The sequence below is a fragment of the Streptomyces sp. NBC_00483 genome (assembly GCF_036013745.1).
Lineage (GTDB): Bacteria > Actinomycetota > Actinomycetes > Streptomycetales > Streptomycetaceae > Streptomyces.
Map to the genome: position 1 here is coordinate 4821994 of NZ_CP107880.1, position 19744 is coordinate 4841737.

At 66.1% G+C, this 19744-nt stretch carries 12 protein-coding genes and 1 pseudogene; 7 read left to right on the plus strand and 6 right to left on the minus strand.

All coding sequences use genetic code 11. The annotated features are described in order from the left end of the window. Positions 1-31 precede the first annotated feature (31 nt). The 5 genes and pseudogenes from OHA73_RS21500 to OHA73_RS21520 form a co-directional block, all read left to right on the plus strand. Positions 32-796 (plus strand): annotated as a pseudogene (locus OHA73_RS21500) (aminotransferase class I/II-fold pyridoxal phosphate-dependent enzyme); the annotation flags it as partial. A 255-nt stretch (positions 797-1051) separates the two neighbouring features. Next, positions 1052-1243 carry a hypothetical protein gene (locus OHA73_RS21505; protein ID WP_327655862.1) on the plus strand — a complete coding sequence of 64 codons (192 nt, stop codon included), beginning with the start codon at positions 1052-1054 and terminating at the stop codon, positions 1241-1243. After that, positions 1240-2706: an N-6 DNA methylase gene (locus tag OHA73_RS21510; RefSeq protein WP_327655863.1), complete on the plus strand. Its 1467-nt coding sequence runs from the start codon at positions 1240-1242 to the stop codon at positions 2704-2706. The genes OHA73_RS21505 and OHA73_RS21510 overlap by 4 nt, the downstream gene beginning before the upstream one ends. Beyond that, positions 2706-4016, plus strand: a complete 1311-nt coding sequence (locus tag OHA73_RS21515; RefSeq protein WP_327655864.1) for a hypothetical protein — start codon at positions 2706-2708, stop codon at positions 4014-4016. Before OHA73_RS21510 ends, OHA73_RS21515 begins: the two co-directional genes overlap by 1 nt. A gap of 4 nt (positions 4017-4020) precedes the next feature. Next, positions 4021-5184 (plus strand): pyridoxal phosphate-dependent aminotransferase, encoded by a 1164-nt coding sequence (locus tag OHA73_RS21520; RefSeq protein WP_327655865.1) that lies wholly within the window; start codon positions 4021-4023, stop codon positions 5182-5184. A gap of 669 nt (positions 5185-5853) precedes the next feature. On the opposite strand, the gene OHA73_RS21525 is transcribed toward OHA73_RS21520, so the two are convergent. The 6 genes from OHA73_RS21525 to OHA73_RS21550 all read right to left on the minus strand — a co-directional run bounded on the left by OHA73_RS21525 (position 5854) and on the right by OHA73_RS21550 (position 16571). Then, entirely contained in the window at positions 5854-6333 is a 480-nt protein-coding gene (locus OHA73_RS21525; RefSeq protein ID WP_327655866.1) for a hypothetical protein, read from the minus strand. A gap of 494 nt (positions 6334-6827) precedes the next feature. Further along, positions 6828-8084 (minus strand): hypothetical protein, encoded by a 1257-nt coding sequence (locus tag OHA73_RS21530; RefSeq protein ID WP_327655867.1) that lies wholly within the window; start codon positions 8082-8084, stop codon positions 6828-6830. Between the two features lie 157 nt (positions 8085-8241). Then, a complete protein-coding gene (locus OHA73_RS21535) occupies positions 8242-11511 on the minus strand; it encodes a type I restriction endonuclease subunit R (RefSeq protein ID WP_327655868.1) in 3270 nt (1089 codons plus the stop codon). Beyond that, complete coding sequence (locus tag OHA73_RS21540) at positions 11508-12728, minus strand: restriction endonuclease subunit S (RefSeq protein WP_327655869.1); 1221 nt, start codon at positions 12726-12728, stop codon at positions 11508-11510. The genes OHA73_RS21535 and OHA73_RS21540 overlap by 4 nt, the downstream gene beginning before the upstream one ends. A 61-nt stretch (positions 12729-12789) precedes the next feature. Beyond that, the gene (locus OHA73_RS21545) at positions 12790-14412 is read right to left on the minus strand and encodes a class I SAM-dependent DNA methyltransferase (RefSeq protein ID WP_327655870.1); all 1623 of its coding nucleotides are present in this window, start codon (positions 14410-14412) and stop codon (positions 12790-12792) included. Positions 14413-14429: 17 nt separating this feature from the next. Beyond that, a complete protein-coding gene (locus OHA73_RS21550; protein WP_327655871.1) occupies positions 14430-16571 on the minus strand; it encodes a hypothetical protein in 2142 nt (713 codons plus the stop codon). 318 nt (positions 16572-16889) lie between these two features. Here OHA73_RS21550 and OHA73_RS21555 point away from each other — a divergent pair, with 318 nt between their 5' ends. Both OHA73_RS21555 and OHA73_RS21560 read left to right on the plus strand, forming a co-directional pair. After that, positions 16890-19349: an AAA family ATPase gene (locus OHA73_RS21555; protein WP_327655872.1), complete on the plus strand. Its 2460-nt coding sequence runs from the start codon at positions 16890-16892 to the stop codon at positions 19347-19349. Continuing rightward, positions 19346-19738: a hypothetical protein gene (locus tag OHA73_RS21560; protein ID WP_327655873.1), complete on the plus strand. Its 393-nt coding sequence runs from the start codon at positions 19346-19348 to the stop codon at positions 19736-19738. Before OHA73_RS21555 ends, OHA73_RS21560 begins: the two co-directional genes overlap by 4 nt. Positions 19739-19744 lie beyond the last annotated feature (6 nt).

A 19744-nucleotide genomic window follows, 5' to 3' on the forward strand; every position in this document is an offset into this window, starting at 1 on the left:
GAGTTGAGGAAGTCCAGAGGTTCGGCGCAGGATGACCGGCATGACCTCCAGCGCACGCCCCCTGCTCAACCGCCGCCTCGCCGAGTTCGGAACGACGATCTTCGCCGAGATGTCCGCGCTCGCCGTGCGGACCGGCGCCATCAACCTCGGCCAGGGCTTCCCCGACACCGACGGCCCCGAGCAGGTGCGCGAGGCCGCCGTACGGGCGCTGCGCGCGGGACACGGCAACCAGTACCCGCCGGGCCCCGGCATCCCCGAGCTGCGCACCGCGATCGCCGACCACCAGCAGCGCCGCTACGGCATGGAGTTCGACCCCGACCGCGAGGTCCTGGTCACGGCGGGCGCCACGGAGGCCATCGCCGCCTCCCTCCTCGCCCTCGTCGAACCCGGCGACGAGGTCATCGCCTTCGAGCCCTACTACGACTCGTACGCGGCGAGCATCGCGCTCGCGGGCGGTACGCGCGTACCCGTGACGCTGCGCCCGCACGAAGGTTCCTTCCGCCTCGACCTCGACGAGCTGCGCGACGCGGTCACCGACCGCACCCGTCTCCTCCTCATCAACACCCCGCACAACCCCACCGGCACCGTCCTCAGCCGCGCCGAACTGACCGCCATCGCCGAACTCGCCGTCGAACGCGACCTCCTGGTCGTCACCGACGAGGTCTACGAGCACCTCACCTACGGCGACGCCGAACACATCCCGCTCGCCACGCTCCCCGGCATGCGCGAGCGCACGGTCACCATCGGCTCCGCGGGCAAGACGTTCTCGTTCACCGGCTGGAAGGTCGGCTGGGTCAAGCCTTCTTCACGCACCTATTTCTCTCGCACCGCACGCACGCGGTCACGGCGGCCGGCGCACTCGCACCCCTGTAGTCCCAAATAGCGTGCACTCGCTAGACACCCGTCTTTCGCTCGCGAGCTTTATAGAAAATCCCAAACCCCGTGCACTGTGGGCCACTTAGGCCCTAGCTTCTACTGTCTTACCTGTTGCCGGGGATCACACGGGGCGTTCGGCCTCTCCTGGATCCCTCTGTTCTCAGGAAGGACGCACGTGCCGCAAAAGCCGATGTACGTGATCATCGCGGTCCTCGCTGCGCTGGTGGTCGCGCTCACAACCAGCCTCGTCGCCGCCTTCGCGGGCGAGCGACCCACGGCGGTCTTCAAATCCGGAGGGGCTACCTTCGGCGCTGCTCTGACGCTCGCTCTCGGCGTGCTGGCTGCTTTGGGGGTGGTGGGCCCGTGACCGAGACCCGTATCCCGCAAGGGAGTTCGCCTGCCGATGACAAAGCGATGCATGGGGCTCTCGCGCAGGTGCGCCAAGAGCGCGCACGGCTTTCCCGCCAGATGAACGCTCCTGACGCGGCCCGAATCGTCCTCGGGCTGCTCTACCTGAATCGAACCGCGCGCTTCGCCGCCGAGCCGGGTATTCCCACGTGGGGATGGCTGGTGAGCGAGGCCCAGAAGGGCAGCTCGTCCATGGGGCCTGCTGTGAGGAAGTGTCTCGCCCGTCGGCTTCCGTCGATCGACACCGGCGACGGCTCGACGACGCACGACTCCATACCCGCCCTACCTCCGGGCGCCGACGCCCCTCTACGCGGCATCATCCGCGCGATCAGCTCCGTTCAACACGTCGGAACGCTACTCGATGAGAGCCTCAGAGACCTATCGGCTGACCAGGCACGCGAGGACCGCTACTTCACGCCGGATGACATCGCTCGCCTCATGGTCGGTACCGTCGCACCCCAGGACGGGAACTCCGTGCTTGACCCCGTATGTGGTTCAGGTGGGCTGCTGGTCGAGGCCCACCGCTACGTCCGTGATCGCGTAGGACTCGACCCGAACATGTCCTTGCGGGGAAGGGATCGGCACACCCAGACTTCGCAAGTCGCCCTCATGAACGTCTCCGTTCGAGGTATCGAAGCCCATATCTATCCGCCGAGGGACAGTCTCGCCGAGGCCGAACCGGATCGGTACGACATAGTCCTGGCCAATCTCCCCTTCAACCAGCGCGACTGGGCACCAGAGGACCAAGTCTCCTCCGACCCCCGGTGGTCGGAAGAAACCGCGCCCAAGAGTTCAGCCAACTCGGCGTGGATCCAGCACGTCAGGCATGCACTGGCCGAGCAGGGCAGGGCCGCCTTCCTGATGGCCGACACCGTGGCCACGAGCAGTCAGCCCGCTACACGGCGGCTGCGGGAGAGGCTGCTGCGGGAAGATCTGGTCGAATGTGTCATCTCGCTGCCGCCGCGCATATTTGGCCACACGGATACCACGGCCTGCCTCTGGGTGCTCAACAAGGACAAGAGCCCACGCCCCGACTGGAATGTCGTCGACCGTCGCGGACACGTGCTGTTCATCAACGCGCGGCGGGCTTTCGAGGCCGTCCCACGATCGAGAGCGCGCCGACTGGGCGAGAAGCACTGCAAGCACATCCTGGCCACTCTGGCCATATGGCGCGGCAGCACCGACAACGGTGACGCGCCCACGGACTACCGCGATGAACCCGGCTGGTCCCGGAGCTGCTCTACGAAGGAAGTCGCCGGCGACGATTACAAGGTCCTGCCCACCCGGTGGGCCACAGAGCCTTTGGATCCCGAATGCGATACACGGAGGCGGATCGACCAGCTCAAGCAAGAGCTGATCGACGACCTCACCCAAGTCCACACTCTCGAGACGCAATTGCTGGACGCATTGGAGGAGATCTGATGGGCGAGACTGCACGTCATGACGACTCCGCCAGCGGAGCGTGGCAGAGGACAGCCATCGCTGACCTCAAGGACATGTACACCACTTCCGGAGTCCTGGACGACAAAGCTCGTGACCAGGCAGGCATCATCAGCTCGACGTATGTCGAGGACGGCAGGATCCGCACGCCCCAGCCTGGGACGCCTGCCCCAGATGGCTCGTCCCCCAATCGAGCAATCCTCAAGGAGGGCGATCTGGCCGTCGTACTCGTCAGGAGAACGGGCGATGCCGCTCTCGTCACTGCCGACCACGCGGGGTGGACTGCATCCAGGTCGATCGGAATCGTTCGTGGGGATCCGCACGTCGTCAAGTGGCTGCGAATCTGGCTGCAAACGCCCACGGCGAAGTCACGGATCGATGAGGACGTGACGGCGCACGTCGAACCGACAGTGAGTCTCGGAACGCTCCGCCACATGCCTTTCCCTCTCCCCCCACCAGACATCATCACCACGTACGACACAGTCTTTCGCCTCATCGAAGAGATGATCCAGCTCCGCCAGGCGGCTGCCCGAAGGGCAATGGAATTGGCCGACGCAATCCATGACGACTACTGCTCCTCCTCGGGACCGGCCTGGAGGACACGACCGCTCGGCGAGGTCGCCAAGGCGAAAACGGGCACCGGTTCCGCGCGCTCTATTCCCCACAAGTCGAATGAGCCCGGTATAGACGTAATTGCCCCGACCGATCTCTTCGACCTCCCGGTGCCCTATGTGTCGAATTTTCGCCTCAGCAGTCCCGCCCACAAGACGGCATGGCCGCCCGGCACCTTCATGCTGAGCACTCGACCTGACGGCACACACATCGCCGTGACGCAGCACCCGGCAACACCCACCCGAGGAGTCGTGGCGCTGCAGCCCACGGACGAAAGTGACGGCTGGTGGCTGCTCCACGAGATGAGAAGCCGGAGCAGTGACATCGCGCAGGCAGCCCCGGGCCGGAACTCCCGAGAGATCTCCGCACGCGCTCTCACTCGCCTGAGCATCGCCTGGCCCGACCCGATCACCCGCGAAGACTTCCACTTCAAGGTCGATCCGCTGCACGCGACAGCACGGCAACTGGTTTCCGCAGTCTCGACGCTGAGCGCCCTCAAAGACGCGATCCTTCGCGACATCGCAGCAAAGGCCCGCACTGTCTTGGAGCGCGGGAAGGAGCCCGACCCAGGCGGCACACCTCTCGCCCCCGCGATCCTCCCCATGCCGCGCGAGGCCACAGCCGACCATGAGCCAGGATGGACTCCGGAAAGTCGACGGGAACCCGAGCGAGAACGGTGAAGAGATGAACGACAGGCCCCTGCTCAACCGCAGGCTGGACGGGCTCGGGACGACGATCTTCGCGGAGATGTCGGCGCTTGCGACGGCAACGGGAGCGATCAATCTGGGCCAGGGGTTCCCCGACACGGATGGTCCGGAGTCCGTACGTGAAGCGGCCGTACGCGCCCTGCGCGAAGGCCACGGCAACCAGTACCCGCCGGGCCCCGGCATCCCCCAACTGCGCGCAGCCATCAGCGATCACCAGCGCCGCTTCTACGACCTGAGCTTCGACCCCGACACTGAAGTTCTGGTCACCGCGGGAGCGACGGAGGCGATCGCCGCATCCATGCTCGCTCTGCTCGAACCCGGCGACGAGGTGATCGCCTTCGAGCCCTTCTACGACTCGTACGCCGCGTGCATCGCGATGGCCGGCGCGAAGCGGATCCCCCTCACCCTGCACGCGCCGTCCTTCCGCCCGGACCTGGACGAGCTGCGCTCCAAGATCACCCCGCGCACCCGCCTCCTGCTCATCAACACCCCGCACAACCCGACGGGGATGGTGCTCACAGCCGAGGAGCAGAGCGCCATCGCGGCCCTCGCCATCGAGCACGATCTGCTGGTCGTCACCGACGAGGTGTACGAGCACCTGGTCTTCGCCGGCGCCCACCGCCCCATCGCGGCCCTGCCCGGCATGCGTGAGCGCACGGTCACCATCGGCTCCGCGGGCAAGACCTTCTCGTTCACGGGCTGGAAGGTTGGTTGGGTCACTGCGGAAGGTCCACTCCTCGCGGCCGTCCGGACGGCCAAGCAGTATCTGACCTACGTCAGTTCGGGCCCGTTCCAGTACGCCATCGCCGAGGCGCTGCGACTGCCCGACTCGTACTTCGACGACTTCCGCGACGACCTGCGTCGCAAGCGCGACCTGCTCGGCGACGGCCTGCGCGCGGCCGGGTTCGAGGTCTACGAGCCGCAAGGCACGTACTTCATCACCACCGAGATCACCCCCTTCGGCGAGAAGGACGCCTACGCCTTCTGCCGTGCACTCCCGGAACGCTGCGGCGTCGTCGCCGTCCCCAACTCCGTCTTCTACGACGACCCCGAGGTCGGCCGCAGCCAGGTCCGCTTCACGTTCTGCAAGCGGGTCGAGGTCCTGGAGGAAGCGGTCGAGCGTCTCGGGACGCTGGCGTAGTCCGTTGCCCAGCCGATTCGACGTTGCGGAAGTTACGGTGCCGCTCTGCGCGGGATGCCACCTGGAGGCAGCGTCATGAGCAGCGTTGCCGACACCCTGCTCGTCCTGGTGCCGCAGCTCTCCGGGCTGCGTGAGCCTCGCCGGTGCTGCGTCTGGTGCGATGCCGCGCTGGGCTCCGGACGCAACGTCGATCTCGGCGAACGCGAAGCAGGCGAACGCCACTGGTTCCCCCGCGCGGCTGCCCGCGTTGCACCGCGCGGGAGGTCTACCGGCAGCTCATAGAGCACACCAGTTCCTGCGAACAGTGCGTCGATGATGAGAGCTTGTGCGCTGCCTCGACGGACCTGCGCCGCGCACTACGGGAAGGGCAGCGTGGGTGAGCAGGCTCGCGACGCCGCAGCGCGGAGTCATCCCCTGCTACTGCCCCATCCGTAAGCCCGGCACAGAACTGCGCTGCACGCGCCCGCCAGCTCACGGCGGTGACCACCACGACTACACAGCGAACAGACGAACAGCTCCGGGATTCGCCCAGGCACAACCTGGCCCGCCCGCGTCGGCGAGACGCAAACGGGCTGAAGACACCCGACACCGGGCACACCTGCGCGCCCGTCGGCGGGACCAGGCAGCCGCCCGGTTCGCCCTCAAGCTCGGATCCCAGGGCCTTACGCGTCAACGACGAAGTTCCGAGACGCTGTCGGCGGGATCCCCTTCCAGGATGGTCCAGCTCCACGAGCGACCGTCGACCGTCAGAGTGATGTCGTCTGCGATGCGCCATCCGCTCATCCATCGGCCACCACCGTGATTGCGCGCCCGACACGAACAGGTGCATACATAGCCGAGTGCACCCATACAGCGAGGGTTGCACTTCTCGGAACGGTTGAACTCTCTGCCAAGCAGAATGCGGCCGTGCCGCTGCACAAGGGTGCCAGCGAGTTCGATGAAGTGGTCGGTGGACACGGCCCAGGAGTCGCTTTCCCGTTCCCACTCCGGCCTAGCTCGCCGATGTACGTAGTCGTGCACGAACTGCTCATGCTTCTGCCAACCGTACTTGGGGATCCAGTAGCCGGTGCGCCCCTTGGCGGGAAGAGTGACGATGGGGGCGTCGGTGTCGCCCCACAGCGGGATCCACGATGGTCTCGGTACAGGCACTTCCCGAATCGTGCTGCGCGGGCGGCGCGGCACTGAAGGCGACCTGTCGGAGTGGCCGGTCGGGGAGAGGGGTGCCCGGGGCGCTCCGGGCTGATAGCGCTGCTTTGCCGACTCCGGGCACTGCCCTGTCCGCCGGTCGGCGCGAGGATGGGCGAGCACCTTCCCAGTACGCCGATCTATCCGTATGACGCCGCCACAGAGCCGACACCGGCCCTTCTCAGTAGGGGAAGTGGGCAAAAGCGCTCCCTTCGTACTGAGAGAGTCCGAATGCTTTGACGGGCTCAGGCCCTTCGGACGCGGCAGGCCCAGCGTAGGCGTGAAGTCCTGTGACGGACACCGAGTTGGAGATATCTGACTACACACCTGGCCATCACGCCGAACTCCATCAGCGTGCATCAGGAGACCCTTCAGGAGACCGGAACGAGGGAGCTCGACAGATGCAGGGCCGCCAGGAGGCTGGCGCCAGACGTCCGGTATACCGGGATGGTCGGCGCTCAATCAGTCTTCTCGTCGCCTTGTTCGTCGTTCCCGCGCAGACGACGCGCTCTCTCGGCGATACCGGTGGAAAGCTTGCTCTTCACCGAATTGGCCCGGCCGAGCGTCTCGCTGCCGAGACTTCGGGCCGCATCAACACCCATTACTCCGGTTGCCAATGCATTGTCCCTCACTTCCAAGACAGCTTCCGTCCAGCGCCTCGCCTCAGATGAGTTTCCGCCGGTCTCGATTCCGAGCCGTACGTGAAAGTCATGGACGCCGGCCGCAGCCCGGTTGCTCGACTGGACCACAGTCGGGGACGTCGTCGGGTGCAGCAGCACCTTGGCGTTGGCCACGCCGGCAGCAGTGTTCATCCTGGCCAGCAGATTCTCGGTGCTCTGCGATATGTGCTCCAACCGGTCTTGCCGGGCAGCCTTCAGACCCAGGCGATGCCCGTTGAGCTCATCCGGGGAAGCGTCCAGCACCCTGTCGAGTTCGAGTACGGCGATCGCGTCCTGCAACCGGAAGGAGCGGGCAAGAACGGCGAGCCACTCCCGAACGATGCCCTCAGCCTCCTTGACCCTCGTGGCGAGATCACCGATCTTGGTCTGCCTCTCCATGTTCTCCGCAAGCGCGTCGAGTTGACGCAACGCGTACGCCTGCGTCTCCGCAATCGTCGCCGGCGCGGCGTGCACCTTCGACCAGGTAACTTCGTCGACCCTGCCCCGCTTCTCTCGGATGGTCATGGCCTCCTCGATCACGAAGCCCACTCCGATCATGCGGGCCAACACAGCGTCCTTCTGGGCACGCAGTACGTCGTCGACCTTCTTGTCGATCGCGGCGAGATAGTCAGTGATCTCGTCCATGGTCTGTTGCATCGCAACCTGCGCCATGAACTTCCCGGCGTTGGCAAGAGTCGTCGGGTTGGACAGGAGCGATCGGGGCGCGTGCGCGAACTCGAGGAATCCCTTGATCTGGCCCTTCTGCCCCTTCAGCACACCCGTGCTGAGCCCTGTTTTCGCGCTCTCTCTCAGGCCATACTTCTTGATAAGCAGCGCCGATTTTGGTGTCAGCTTCACCCAGTGAGCGGAGTTGGCGGCGATCTCCGATGCTGCCTCGGCGGCTGCAGCACCCGTGGCGAAGACGGACTTGTACCATCGCGGCCCGAGGCTCTTGGACGGCAGTCCCTCCGAAGCGAGGAAGCTTTCGACATCCTTTGTGCTCCCCATGACTGTCAGCCCATCGCCGTCGCTGATCAGCTGAATCTCGTTGTCCATGGTCCGCTCCTGCAGTGGCTTCTCGCCGTCGAAGGTGGTCGGAGTTCGCAGAGTGATCGCCGGACCGCGGCCGAGGTCTTCCAAAAGCAGGAGACCTCGGCCCAGACCCGGCCGGGACGTGGGTGCACTGCCATTTCGCCGGCGTGGTCGCGCGGCCTCAGCTGTCGGGCATACCGGTCGTTGCCCACTCGTCGGCGAAGTGCTCCATCTGCTTCAGGACCAGGTCCACAGCCTCCGCGCGCCTGTCCGGCGGATAGCCGTGGCGGGCCAGCAGGCGCTTGATGGCGCTGCGGAGACCGGCGCGGACCGGTTCACGGGCGATCCAGTCGGGCTTGAGCTTCTTTTGGACCTCCGCGACGAGATCGCGGGCGATGCTCGCCAGGACTTCATCGCCCATGAGTTCCTGAGCCGTATCGTGTTCGGCTACGGCGTCGTAGAAGGCGAGCTCGCGCCAATTCAGCGGCGGATCGAACTTCTCGCCGCGCCGAGCGTCTTCGACCACCTCCTTGGCCATCTCGACCAGCTTGGCAATGAGTTCGGCGCTCGTGTACTGCTGCCGCGTGTACCGGATCATCAGGTCCTGCAGACGGTCGGAGAAGGCCGTGCGGCGGACGATGTTGTGACGGGTGACCTCGCGCATCTTCTGCTCGATGAGCCGACGCAACGCCTCCGCCGCGAGGTGCGGGGTATCGCTTCCCTGGAGCTTGGCGACAACCGCGTCGTTGAGGTGCGTCAGGTCGGCCATCTCCAGGCCGGCCTCGGCGAACAGGTCCGATATGCCGCCGGTCTCGACCACAGACGAGGTCAGCTGGGCGAGGTACAGCTCGACGTCGCGGGCGACGGGCAGGCCGCGGGCTTCGCGGTCCGCCGCGTCGAGCTTGGCCATGTAGGCGCGGACCTCGACGAAGAACTGGATGTCCCGGCGCCAGGTCGGGTGATCCGGGAAACGTTCGCCGATGTTCGTGGCGCTGGCGGACAGCGCGTAGAAGCGCTCCAGGCGGTGGGAGTGGTCGCGGAAACGTCGGCCGACGGTCTGGCGGGGGTCGTCGAGCTGCTCCGGGTCGTTGCCGGGGGTACGCGGGTTCCGGAGGTACTCGGCGGCTCCACCAGCGGCGTTGACGAACGCCTTCGCTGTCGGCTGTTCAAGACGCGCCCGCCAGTTGTAGCCGCGCAAGATGTCGCTGAGGATGCCGTACTCATTGCGCAACTCGTCCAGCGCGCGGTCTAGGTCTTGGCCGAGGGTGCGGTCCTCCTGGTCGGCATCCGTATACTCGGCGATCGCCTTTTGCAGGTTCTCCGTCAGCGGCGCGTAGCCGACGAGCAGACCGTCCTCCTTGCCGCGGAAACGGCGGTTGACCCGAGCGAGCGCCTGCATCAGGTTGGCGCCCTTGAGCGGACGGTCCAGGTACATGGTGTGGACCGGCGGAGCATCGAAACCGGTCAGCAGCATGTTGTTGACGATGAGCAGCTCCAGCTCGTCGTCGGGGTCTTTGGCCCGGTTGATGACCGCCTTACGCTGGCCGTCGGGCAGCGCGTGGACGAGCAGACGGTCCTCGTCCTTGCGGGAGTTCGAGGAGAAGACGATCTTCATCGCGCCCTTGGCCGGCTCGTCGTGGTGCCACTCCGGCCGCAACTCACGCAGGGCGTCGTAGACGCGGACGCAAATCTCACGGGTCGCGCAGACGACCATCGCCTTACCGGCTGCCCCGCCATCCTCGGAGACGCCGACGAACGGTCGCATCCGCTCGCGCCGCTCCTCCCAATGCGCCACCAGGTCTTCGGCAAGGTCTCGGACACGGGCAGGTAAGCCGTACATGGCGTTCATCGTGGCCACGGCGGTCTCGACCCGGCGGCGCTCGGTGTCATCGAGACCATCGGTGATGCGGTCGGCCTCTTCGTCGATCTGTGTCGGGTCGACGTCCTTGTCGAGGACGAGCTTGATGACGCGGCCCTCGTGGAAGACCTTGACCGTCGCGCCATCGTCGGCGGCCCTCTTGAGGTCGTAGATGTCGATGTAACGGCCGAAGACCTGGCGGGTGTTGCGGTCGGCCTCGGAGATCGGCGTTCCGGTGAATGCGAGGAGCGTGGCGTGCGGGAGGGCGTCGCGGAGGTGGCGGGCGTAGCCGTCGAGGTTGTCGTAGTGGCTGCGGTGGGCCTCATCGACGACGACCACGATGTTGCGCCGGTCGGAGAGCAACGGGTGGTCGGCCCCCGACTCCTTCTCCTTCTTGGTCTTGCCGAACTTCTGCAGGGTGGTGAAGAGGATGCCGCCGGTCCGCTTGGCCGCGAGCTCCTCCCGCAGTTGGGCCCGGGTCGATATCTGGAGGGGCGTACCCGGAAGGATCTCGCTCTCCAGGAAGGTGGAGTACAGCTGGTCGTCGAGGTCGTTGCGGTCGGTGATGACGACGACGGTCGGGTTCAACAGCGCCGGGTCGCCCATCACCATCGCCGAGGTGAGCACCATCTCCTCGGACTTGCCCGAACCCTGCGTGTGCCAGACGACACCGGCCTTACCGTCTCCAGATGCCGCCTCCCGCACCTTCTTCGCGGCCTCGATCACCGCGAAGTACTGGTGCGGCTTCGCGATGCGCTTCATCCGCTTGGCCGGGACGAAGTTGATGAAGGACCGGCACAGGGAGAGGAACCGAGGCTGGGTGAACAGCCCGTGCAGGGCCAGATCCTGGCCCGAGTCAAACACCCCATCGCTGTCCGCGGCGAACGGGTCGACCCGAGCCCCGGTCTCGTCCGTGTTCCACGGCGCGAAGTGCTCGTACGGAGTGAAGGGTGTGCCGTACTTGGCCGTGATGCCGTCGGAGAGCAGCACCACCGCGTTGTAGCGGAAGGCGGTCGGGAATTCCTTCACGTACCGGGAGACCTGGGAGTGCGCGTCCTGGAGCGTGGCGCTCTCGTCGCCGGCACGCTTCAACTCCAGTACGGCGAGCGGGAGTCCATTGACGTACAGAACGATGTCGAAGCGGCGCCGCTTCTCGCCGTCGACAACGGTGACCTGGTTCAGCGCGCGGTACGTGTTCCCATCCGGGTCCGTCAGGTCGACGAGGCGGATGGTCGGGTTGCGCTCGGCACCGAAGGTGTCGGTGTAGACGACGGAGCGGATGCCGGTCGTCAGGTAACCGTGGGCGGTGCGGTTCTCCTCGTACGTGTCCTGCGACTCCGGGGTTGCAGCGACACCGACGGCGTCGCGGACGGCGTCGGGGGGCAGCTCGGGGTTGAGCCGCTCGACCGCCTCCTGGAGGTCGGGGTAGAGGATCAGGTCGTCCCAGGACTTACGGTGCCCGGAACCGGGGGCGAACTCGTTACCGGATGCCGGCAGCCAGGCCAACTCGGCGAGCTCGTCGAGGGCGAGCAGTTCCCAGTCGGCTTCCAGGGGGCGGTGACTCTGGCTTCTTCCGCTCTCGTCGTACGTCATGTGCGATCCTCGACAATCTTCTCGGCGTCTTTGACGCGAAGGCGTCCGGACATGAGCTGGGGGAGGAGGATGTCTCGGAGGGCGGCGAGGGTCAGCGTCTCCGCCAGGGCCTGGTCAGCTTGCTCCTCCAGTGCCTCGAGCTTGGGGCGGAGTTGCTGCTGCCGCGTCCTATTAGGCAGGGTGATCTCCAGGCCACCAAGTTGAGCGCGGCGAAGCTCAGTTTGGCCAGTACTTCCCTCGCCCATCGCCTCGATCTCAGGCTGAGCACGGAGCAACGCAAACCCAGCACAGACCGGGTCTACACGCGCTTCGTCAAAGCGCACGATCGTAATGTGGGAGTCGACGGTAGCCGCATCATCAGAAGTCCACAGTGCGACTCGACCGAGGGTCCCGACGCCCGTCGAATTGACTAGTACGTCGTTTCGATGGAGCAGCTTCGGAGCCTTTACCTTCTCACGTAGCGTGCGGCGTGCAGGGCCCAGGTTCACACGGCCATCACGGATGCATTTCTGATTCAGGACTACAAGAGATTCGCAAGATTCTGAATACTTTGGGGCAACTCCCCGAGTTAGTACGTTTGATACGGATGCGACGTCGACTTGCGCGAGGTCGCCCGCAAGCGAGGAACGAGCAAAGAGGGTCAACCCAAGTTGACGAGCCGCGGTTGCGATGCGCTCATTGACGGCGATCTTGTCATCCAAAGATCCGAGCACGGAGACGATCCGATCCTGCTCTCCGCGACTGGGGATGCACACGTGGAAGGCTTTTGCCTCGGGGTAGTAAACAGTCTGGTGGGTTGTTCCATGCGCGAACCGCCGGACGGAGTCCTGCTCCATGACCAGGATGTAGTGAAGGTAGCGAGATGAAATCTGCGGCCCGCATACCCAGTTGATGAAATCCTGGCTCGTCGCCATTGGAACACCCATGGTGACCACATAGCCCACCGATGCCGTTCGAGACAGGCAAACAGTACCGGCGGGAAGCAATCGTGCGGATGAGTTGTCCAGGCCGTCCTGCGTGATCGTTTGCAGGGTGGATGTAATGACTCGCCCATGATTTCCGGTCGCATCCTTGATGCCGATCCATGGGACGTCACCATCCCAGTACTCGGCGTGCCGACGGCTTGGAGTATGACCACTCTCCAGACGGGCAATGTCTGACAACGGAGTCCAGATAAAGCCCGAAGGTGACGGAATGCTGGGTTTGCCGACGCTCAATGCCCACTTACCAGGGATGATCCCGGTTGTGGCGGCGCGTCCGCCCGTAGTTGTACTGGTCCTAGCCATCGAGGGCCCCCAACTGTTCCCGAACCGTCTTCTCAAGCTCCGCCGACTGCTCGAACAGCCCGAACAGCTCCTTCGTCAGCGTGGAGATCCGTGCCGCCACAGCCTCCGCGTCCTCCTCCTCTGTCTCGACTGCCCCTACGTACCGCCCCGGCGTCAGCACGTACCCATGCTCACGGATAGTGACCAGGTCGGCCGAGAAGCAGAACCCCGCCTCATCCGCGTACGTCAGCCCAGCCTTCCGCGCCGACGCCGTCCCCCGCCACGCGTGATATGTGTCGGCGATCTTCGCGAGGTCGGCCTCTGTCAGGAACCGTTCCGTCCGGTCCACCATCTCGCCCATGTTCCGCGCGTCGATGAAGAGGATCTCGCCTCGCCGGTCGTCCAGACGCTTCGCACCCTGCGGCGTCTTGTCCTTGGCCAGGAACCACAGGCAGGCCGGGATCTGTGCCGTACGGAACAACTGCGACGGCATGGCGACCATGCACGCCACCAGATCGGCCTCGACCAGAGCCTGCCTGATCTCGCCCTCGCCACTGGACTGCGAGCTCATCGACCCGTTCGCCAGGACAATGCCGGCGGTCCCCCGCTCTCCCAGCTTGGAAATCATGTGCTGGAGCCACGCGTAGTTGGCGTTGTTCTTCGGCGGGACGCCGTGCCGCCACCTCGGGTCGCCCTCGTCCCTCGCCCACTCCTTGATATTGAAGGGCGGGTTGGCCATAACGAAGTCGGCCTTGAGGTCAGGGTGCTTGTCGTCGGCGAAGGTGTCACCCCAACGGGCGGCAAGGTTACCGTCGATGCCGTGAATGGCGAGGTTCATCTTGGCCAGGCGCCAGGTGCGCTCGTTGAGCTCCTGACCATAGACAGCGATGTCCGCCTTGTGGCCGCGCCCTTGATGCGCCTCGATAAACTTTGCCGCTTGGACGAACATGCCACCCGAGCCGCAAGCCGGGTCGTACACACGCCCCTCGTACGGTTCCAGAATCTCGACGATCAGCCGGACCACCGACTGTGGCGTGTAGAACTCACCGGCCCGTTTGCCCTCGGCCCGCGCGAAGTTGCCGAGGAAGTACTCGTACACCTCACCCAGCACGTCCTGTGCCGGCTTGTCGCCGCTGCCACCGAAGCGGGCGTCGCTGATGAGGTCGACGAGTTCGCCGAGACGCTTCTGGTCGACGTTGTCGCGGTTGAAGATCTTCGGCAGGACGCCCGTGAGCGAGGCGTTCTCGCGCATGACGGCGTCCATCGCGTCGTCGAGGAGCTTGCCGACGCCCTGGCTCTTGGCGTGAGTGGCGATCCACGTCCAGCGGGCGGTCTCCGGTACCCAGAAGACGTGGGCGCCGGTGTACTCATCCTGGTCCTCCAGGAAGTCGGCCATCCGGTCCTCGCCGATGCCGGCATCGGCGAGTTCCACGGCGAGTTCGGAGCGGCGCTCCTCGAAGGCGTCGGAGACGTACTTCAGGAAGATCAAGCCGAGGACGAACTCCTTGTACTGCGCGGCGTCAATGGAACCGCGCAGCTTGTCGGCGGCCTTCCACAGAATCGCCTGAATCTCCCTGGCGGTGGAGGCGCTGAACAACTCCGCCTGTTCGGTCGGTTTTTTCGTAGCGGTAGCCATAGGGAATATCGTCTCTTTCAATCGTCGGTTCCGGGGAGATTCTGGAGGGTGAGCGTGCCGTCTGCGATACCAGCGGCGGTAAGGCGGGCCAAGTCGTCGAGAGCGGCGGACTGCTCCCGCAAGAGGTGCGCGCGGGTCTCGATCTCCGCGAGCATGACGTCGAAGCGCTCGGCCTCGCGTCGGCTCAGGTCGGGTATGAGGAGGTCTTCGATGCCCCGCGAGGCCCGCACCGCGCCGCTGGTACGCGCATACTCGGCGGCTGCCGCCCGCAGTAGAGCCGCCAGCACCCGTGGCAGCACCGGCGGATCGGCATCTGGGTGGACCCGGAGAATGCGGGCTGGGGCTGCCACCAGGGACAGGCCCTCTTCGTCGACGTAGGCACCGAAGCGAGGGCTCGTTGTGACGACTATGTCTCCCGGCTCGGTGAACAGGGCGTGTTCGTATCCGGTGAGGAGTACTCCGCGATCGATGCGGCGGCCGCCCGGAGGCGCGATACCGAGGACCTCGTCGGGCGTGAGCACCGTGTAGTGACCGTCTGTCGTGAGGTGCTCGTGGGCGAAACGGTGCCCAGGGCGGCGGCGTAATCGTCGATCGTCGAGGAGACGGCGGACGGTGGTGCGCCGCACCGGCTGGTCGTCGGGGCGCAGCACGGCCTGGACGCTCAGTGCCGTGCGCAGGTCGGTACGCTGCCCGGCCTGCTCGTGCAACTCCGTCAGGCGCTGCTCCAGGGCGCTGATGCGGACCGGACGCTCGATGACGTCTCGGGTGTAGCGGGCCATGGGCGGGCGGTGCTGGGTGGTGAAGGCGGCGCCCGGCCGATCGTTGAGGTCCTTTGCGGGCACGATCACCGCATGGCGGGGTTCGTGCCGGCGGTCACCGAGCCAGGTAGCGGCGCGCCAGATGGCGATGTCCTCGGCGAGCGCGTCAAGGACCGTTTCGGTGAGCGGCTGCGCGGAGTAATCGGCGAGGAGGACCAGGCCCGTGCGGTGTTCCGCCGAGGTGCGGGCCAGCACCCAGAGGGCGGTGCGGTAGCCGGGACGGTAGGGAAACGCACCGTCGGGGAGGCTTACCGTGGCCTTGAGCAAACCGTCCCGGAGGAAAGACCGGCGCAGGCGATCGGCCTCGCTGTGCCGGGGTAGCGGGCGGACGAGTACGTCGGCGGGGCCGAGGACGACCGCTGTGGAACCTTCGTCGAGATAGTCGGTGAGTGCCTGCACCTGTTCCAGGACGGCCTGCGGGCTGCGGTTCTCCGCCGGTTCGTAGGGGAGGACAGAGACCAGCAGATGGGGGTATCCCCAGTCGTCGACAGGCAGGTCCTCCCCCTCAGTTACGCCGAGGTCGAACTCGTTCACTCCTCGGACGAGCATCCGACGGCGGACCAGGCGAGCCCGCACCGGGTCGGAGTCAGCGGCGAGGTAGGTGTGGCCGGAGCCCTCGGCGGACCGGGCGTGCAGCGCGGCGAGCAAGTCGCCAGAGCAGGCATACGGGGTGGCGACGACGGAGCCTTCTTGAAGAGTGCCGACGCCGGACAGGGCCGCGAGGGCGCATACCACCGCCGGGGTGGGCTCGTCGGCTGCCAGGTCGTGGGAGCCGAGGCGGCGGCGGACCTCCAGGATCCAGTCGAAAGCCTCGGCAGGTGTGTATGCGGCCTCAGTCAGTTCGTCGGCCAACGCAGCCAGCTGGGGGCCGATGGTGCCCGGCTCCGGGACGGCCCTCAACTCAGCTGACACATACGTGTCCTCGGGATCGAGCTCGTCTGCCTGAGCGAGGACCGCATCCCAACTCTCGCCGGAGAGAGGGGCGTCGAGTTGCCATCGCAGGCAGATCAACGCGGTCAGCGCCCCAACCAAGACGGAGGTCGAAAGGGCCGGCGTCCGCCACGCGGCCAGGGTATACAGGGCCAGTTCGGCCCGCAGATGGCGAGGGTCGGCGTTGCCGCGGCCCGTCGTCGTCAGCCAGTCGACGACCGCGCAGGCGTCGAACAGGGGCCGCCCATCCTTGTGGGCGACGGGCGCCGGGAAGTCCGAGTGTCTGCGGCTCCAAGTGGTGGGGACGGGCCGACGCACCTGCGCCAGGGTGGCAATTTCCGTGTAGGTGATCCGCCAGGACGGCAGCTCGGGAACGATGCGCGAGAAGGCCTCTTGGCCTGTGCTGGTCACTCGTCTCGCCCCCTCTGTTCTGGCTCCATTAGCGGTCCATGGCCCCGGCAGCCCTCGGTGGGCTCGCGGCAGGCAGAACCATATAGCGAGGGGAAAACGGAAGGAGGGAGAAGGCTGATAACCCTGGTTATCAGCCTTCTCGAAGCTTCTCGGAGCTCTTTGGCCTCACTCTGGTGCTCAGTCGGCACAACAGCACTGGTGCCCACCCCAGTCACGCATCTCAGAGTTCCAGCTCACCGGCACAGCACTGCAGACGCCCACGTCTCCAGCGCCTCGATGCCTGTCCCTCCGAACCAGGACCAGATCCAGGGAAGCCCCATGACGAGTTCAGAACAGCCCACGCCGGACACGCACCCTTCCACGAACCCTGCCGGGGAGACTCCCGCCGGCCAGTCGGTACCCCTCGCCGATCTGGTGGAGGCACAGCTGGCTGAGGCAAGCCTCGGCGAACCCGTGAAGGCGCTCCTGGCAGAGGCACTCGGCAACACGGAGGCCCAGAGGACCTCCCCGATGGGACGGATCTACCTCGACTCCGTCTCCGTGGAAGGCTTCCGTGGCATCGGCTCTCGCGCCTGGCTCAACCTGAGCCCGCGGCCGGGTGTCACGCTCGTCGTAGGTCGCAACGGCTCCGGCAAGTCCAGCATCGCCGAGGCCGTCGAGACGGCGTTCACCGGGACGAACATGCGCTGGCTGGGACAGGACGCGACGCGCACCAGCAACTGGCGGAACCTGCACGAGAGTTCCAAGACGGAAGTCGAGGTCAAGCTCGCCGTCGAGGGTGATATCGGCCGGAGCACGCTCACTCGCACCTGGACCGGTAACGACATCGGCGACTGCGCGGGCACGTTCCGACGGCCCGGACACGGCACGGTCTCCCTCGACCAGGTGGACTGGAATCAGGCCCTCGTGGACTACCGACCCTTCTTGTCGTACGTCGATCTCGGCCGCATGATCAGCGGGAAGCCCTCCCAGATGTATGACTCCATCGCCACGATCCTCGGCCTGGGGCACATCAGCACCGCGTACAACCACCTCGGGCAGCAGGAAAGGGCGCTGGGTGACGCCGTCAAGGCCGTGAAGAACGAGGTGCCGGAGCTTAAGAGCGCGCTGTACGCACTGCAGGACGACGAACGTGCGGTCCAGGCACTCGTAGCCATCGAGACGAAGGGCCGTCCCGACTTCGAGGCCCTTGAGGGTCTGGTGGCGGGCCTGCCCGCCACCGACGACGGTCTCCTCGCCGAACTGCGCGCCGCGGTCGACATGCAGGGTCCCGACCTTCAGCAGGTCGGGGCCGCAGTGGACCGGCTGCGCGAGGCGCTCGCCAGAGTCGAGGACGTGCGACTGACCGGCGCCGAGGACGCACTGCAGCGGGCCCTTCTCCTGGAGAAGGCGCTGGCCCACAACAACCGCCACCCCGACGAGGGGACCTGCCCCGTCTGCGGCACCGAACAGGTCCTCGACGTCGCGTGGGCTGCCGACGCCAGCGTTCAGATCGAGATGCTCCGCCAGGAGGCAAAGACCGCCGAGGACGCCCGTAGCGGACTGCGGTCGGCGACCCGAGCGGCGCAGGACCTCGCCCAGACGCCCGGGCGGATCCCGGTTGCCCTGGCCGATCCGTGGAGCGCCTGGCTCGCCTGCCGGACAGTCAGCGACCCGAGTGAGCTCGCCCAGCGCGTCCACGACACTGCATTGGTCCTGGCCGATGCCTGCGCCGCTGTGAAGGACAACGCCACCAGAGAGCTGGAGAAGCGGGACGAGCGGTGGCGCCAGCTCGTCACACGCCTGGCGAGCTGGACGGAGAAGGCCCGCGCCGCGGCGGAGGGCGAGCCCCGGATGGGTCACGTCAGGAAGGCCCGCGCCTGGATCAAGGCGCTCTCCGCCGAACTGCGGGAGAAGCGTATGGAGGGCTTCACCAGTCGCTCTCAGCGGATCTGGGAGAAGCTTCGCCAGGAGAGCGACATCGACCTCCAGTCGGTGACTCTTCAGGGCAGCGAGAAGGCTAATGTCCGCAAGCTCGTCATGGACGTCACCGTCGACGGCGAGGCGGCTTCGGCACTGAGCGTCATGAGCCAGGGAGAGCAGCACTCTCTCGCGCTGTCGCTGTTCCTGCCCCGGGCCGCCACCGCTGACAGTCCGTTCGGCTTCATCGTCATCGACGACCCCGTACAGTCCATGGACCCCGCCAAGGTCAACGGGCTCGCCCAGGTCCTGCACGAGCTCGGCGAGCACCGGCAGGTGATCGTGTTCACCCACGACACCCGACTCCAGCGCGCCTTCACGACCCAGGACCTGCCGGTCACGGTGTTCGAGGTGGAACGGGGCAAGTCGTCCAAGGTGCACGTCAAGCCGGTGACCGACCCCGTTCGCCAGGCAATCGGGGACGCCAGGGCCCTTGCCAGCACCAAGAATCTGCCGGAAGCAGCACGCACCCATGTGCTGCCCAGCCTGTGCCGGATCGCCCTGGAGAACGCCTTCGTCGAGGCAGCCTGGGTCCAGCATCACCACTCGGGAGGCTCTGAGGATGACCTGCATGCCGCCGTAGCCGACGCCGACAAGCTCATGAAGATGGCCGCGCTGGCCTTCTTCGGCGACATCGGCCGCACCGGCGATGTATATCGGGAACTGCGCACCCGCTGCGGACCGCGCTCGGTGGACCTTCTCAAGCAGTGCCAGACCGGCGCCCACGCCGCGGGCGCGCGGATCGCCGATCCTCACCGGTTCGTCGACGAGACCGCGGATCTCGCACAGAAGGTGCGTACGGCGGGGGTGACCAAGTGACGACCGCTCCAGTCGCCTCCGTCGAAGAGTTGCTGCTGACGGCCGACCTGTTGATCTCCGACCCCAGCATCGGGGCGACGGCCACCGGCCGGCACCGCGGAGCCTCCCTCGCACTGCGGACAGCACTGGAGATTGCTGTCGACCGCACGCTCGACGCAACGGTGCCGGGGCTCGCCGACACCACCACGCGGGCCAAGATGCTGTGCCTGCGCTGCTACATCGACGCGACGACCGCCCGCCGGACCAACACCGTCTGGTCGCACCTCTGCCTGGGATGTCACTACCACCAGTACGAGATCGGCCCCACCCAGGACCAGGTCCGCGCGTGGAGAGCGGAAGTCAACGAACTGGTACGGGAATTGACATTCCTGTCAACTATTAACAACTGACCCATG

Excerpts from the sequence above, each read along its gene's own strand:
- OHA73_RS21515 (WP_327655864.1), top strand. The coding sequence starts at position 2,706 with ATGGGCGAGACTGCACGTCATGACGACTCCGCCAGCGGAGCGTGGCAG.
- OHA73_RS21520 (WP_327655865.1), top strand. The coding sequence starts at position 4,021 with ATGAACGACAGGCCCCTGCTCAACCGCAGGCTGGACGGGCTCGGGACG.
- OHA73_RS21530 (WP_327655867.1), bottom strand. The coding sequence starts at position 8,084 with ATGGACAACGAGATTCAGCTGATCAGCGACGGCGATGGGCTGACAGTC.
- OHA73_RS21535 (WP_327655868.1), bottom strand. The coding sequence starts at position 11,511 with ATGACGTACGACGAGAGCGGAAGAAGCCAGAGTCACCGCCCCCTGGAA.
- OHA73_RS21545 (WP_327655870.1), bottom strand. The coding sequence starts at position 14,412 with ATGGCTACCGCTACGAAAAAACCGACCGAACAGGCGGAGTTGTTCAGC.
- OHA73_RS21555 (WP_327655872.1), top strand. The coding sequence starts at position 16,890 with ATGACGAGTTCAGAACAGCCCACGCCGGACACGCACCCTTCCACGAAC.